We start from the raw sequence: 1,940 nt of genomic DNA on the forward strand, positions 1-1,940 counted from the left end.
CAGCGCATAATATATATAACGAAAACCATGTTTCTGTCGAATCGCCAACGAAATTGATAGAGATGCTGTATGAGGGTGTTTTACGATTTAACGCTCAGGCAAAAAAGGCAATTAAAGATAAAGATATAGAGAAAAAAGTGTATTGGTTAAATCGATCCATCGCTGTTATTAATGAGTTGCGTTCCATTTTGGATTTCGAAGGGGGTGATGTTGCGGTTTATCTTGATGGGTTGTATGACTACCAATTGAAGTTACTTTTTCAGGCAATGCTAGAGGATGAAAGTGAGAAACTTGATGAATGCACACAGGTGTTTAAAGGTTTGTTGGAAGCGTGGCATGAAACAACAAGTGTGGCGTAAACAGCTGACAATAGCGCTAGTGACAGAAGATTTGCCTCTTTTGGAAGATTTACTTTCTGATTTACCAAAACTTGAGAGTATGGATGAGGTGGAGAGTGTAATATTGCTTCTTAAACAAGCAGGAGAGATGGTACAGAAGAAGAAACAACAAACGTATGAGAGTATGCAGCAGATTAGAAAAAATATAGACTTTTTGCAATCGGGAGTTGCAGATGTGCCCTCACACTTTGATATTACCTCGTAGCTTTTTTCTTTATACCAAAATGTAAACTTCTAAGGGTGTATTCACTGACAGCCGCACCTTTTCTCATAGTGAGTATATGCTCAACGGCATCGGCAATATCGGAAGCTAAGAGTTTTTCATCCTCCTTGTCACTTACATCAAAACGCAGCTCATCATAAAAGGCAGACTCTGTCATATCGGGGTTTATATTTGTAACGGTGAGATTGCTCTTGCGTGTTTCTTCAAACAAAGCATCGCCAAACGCTTTAAGACCCGCTTTGGTTGCAGAATATAAAGCTGCAAATTTGCTTGCACGCAACGCCTCAATGGAGTTGATGTTGATAAGGTAACCGCTATTTTTTTTCAGTGAACGCAGAAGTGCATTTGTAAGAAGCATGGGTGCGGTAAGGTTGACATACGTCATTGTGGTGATGGTTGTAAATGAGAGTTCCTCATGGGGAGCAAACACCCCAAATCCGGCACAGTTTACCAAAAGTACAAACTCCTCTTTTTTAAGTTTTTGGCAGAGTTGCAAGAGTGCTTTTTCATCACTCAAATCAACCGTAATGGCACTAAAAGCGCTCTCTTTAAAGGTGGGACTCTCTTCCCATCGGCTTATGCCCGTTACTTCATAGCCCATTGAGAGAAGTTTGTGTGTTATTGCTTTACCTATACCGCTGCTTGCTCCTGTAACCAATGCTTTTTTTATTTTCATGATGGACCTTTCTTCTTCGGAGTGATTTTGGCGCTTACAATTTTTAGCTATACTAATGGGATGAAAAAAATATATAGAACCGATTTGGATTATACCTTTTTGCGCTCCGATTTATTTGTAAGTGATTATACTAAAAATATATGGAACTCTTATAAAGATGAAGCGATTCTAACGGTTGCAACAAGAGATGCAAAGATTATAGATACAAAGTTTGTGACAAAAGAGGTTGCAGATGAAGTGCAGTATATTTTGGCTCCCGAAGCGTATATGGGGTGTTATTACACCAATGATGAAGATGGGGTTGCCTGCTACCTTGAGGGGATAAAAAATGCAAAAGAGATTGAATAGTACCCCTATGATTATACTGGGGATTTTGTTTTTTCTTTTTGGTTTTGTTACATGGCTGAATGGTTCCCTTATCCCTTTTTTAAAAATTATCTGCCATCTTAATGCGTTTGAAGCGTTTTTTGTAACGTTTGCTTTTTATATCGCCTATACGGTGATGGCATTGCCGATGTCGTACCTCTTAGAGAAAAAAGGGTATAAAAAAGGGATGGAGATAGGGTTGCGTGTTATGGCGGTAGGAAGTCTTCTTTTTATACCTGCTGCACTCAGTGGGGAGTTTGTAGTTTTTCTAGCGGCA

Annotated in this window: 4 protein-coding genes and 1 pseudogene; 4 read left to right on the forward strand and 1 reads right to left on the reverse strand. The window is 39.3% G+C overall.

Annotated features, from left to right (window positions below):
* Positions 1–359 (forward strand): flagellar export chaperone FliS (fliS, locus tag AC30RD_RS08845; protein WP_489494147.1); only part of this gene is annotated, 359 nt, incomplete at its 5' end.
* Positions 337–603: a hypothetical protein gene (locus tag AC30RD_RS08850; RefSeq protein ID WP_489494149.1), complete on the forward strand. Its 267-nt coding sequence runs from the start codon at positions 337–339 to the stop codon at positions 601–603. The genes fliS and AC30RD_RS08850, both read left to right, overlap by 23 nt.
* Here the strand turns inward: AC30RD_RS08850 and AC30RD_RS08855 are convergent.
* Positions 593–1,297, reverse strand: a complete 705-nt coding sequence (locus AC30RD_RS08855; RefSeq protein WP_489494150.1) for an SDR family oxidoreductase — start codon at positions 1,295–1,297, stop codon at positions 593–595. The two genes, AC30RD_RS08850 and AC30RD_RS08855, sit on opposite strands and share 11 nt — an antisense overlap.
* 27 nt (positions 1,298–1,324) lie before the next feature.
* Between AC30RD_RS08855 and AC30RD_RS08860 the strand changes: the two genes are divergently transcribed.
* Both AC30RD_RS08860 and AC30RD_RS08865 read left to right on the forward strand, forming a co-directional pair.
* Entirely contained in the window at positions 1,325–1,645 is a 321-nt protein-coding gene (locus tag AC30RD_RS08860; RefSeq protein WP_489494151.1) for a hypothetical protein, read from the forward strand.
* Positions 1,626–1,940 (forward strand): annotated as a pseudogene (locus AC30RD_RS08865) (glucose/galactose MFS transporter); the annotation flags it as partial. The gene AC30RD_RS08860 and the pseudogene AC30RD_RS08865, both read left to right, overlap by 20 nt.

This window comes from Nitrosophilus sp. (assembly GCF_982775275.1).

Excerpts from the sequence above, each read along its gene's own strand:
- AC30RD_RS08850 (WP_489494149.1), top strand. The coding sequence starts at position 337 with ATGAAACAACAAGTGTGGCGTAAACAGCTGACAATAGCGCTAGTGACA.
- AC30RD_RS08855 (WP_489494150.1), bottom strand. The coding sequence starts at position 1,297 with ATGAAAATAAAAAAAGCATTGGTTACAGGAGCAAGCAGCGGTATAGGT.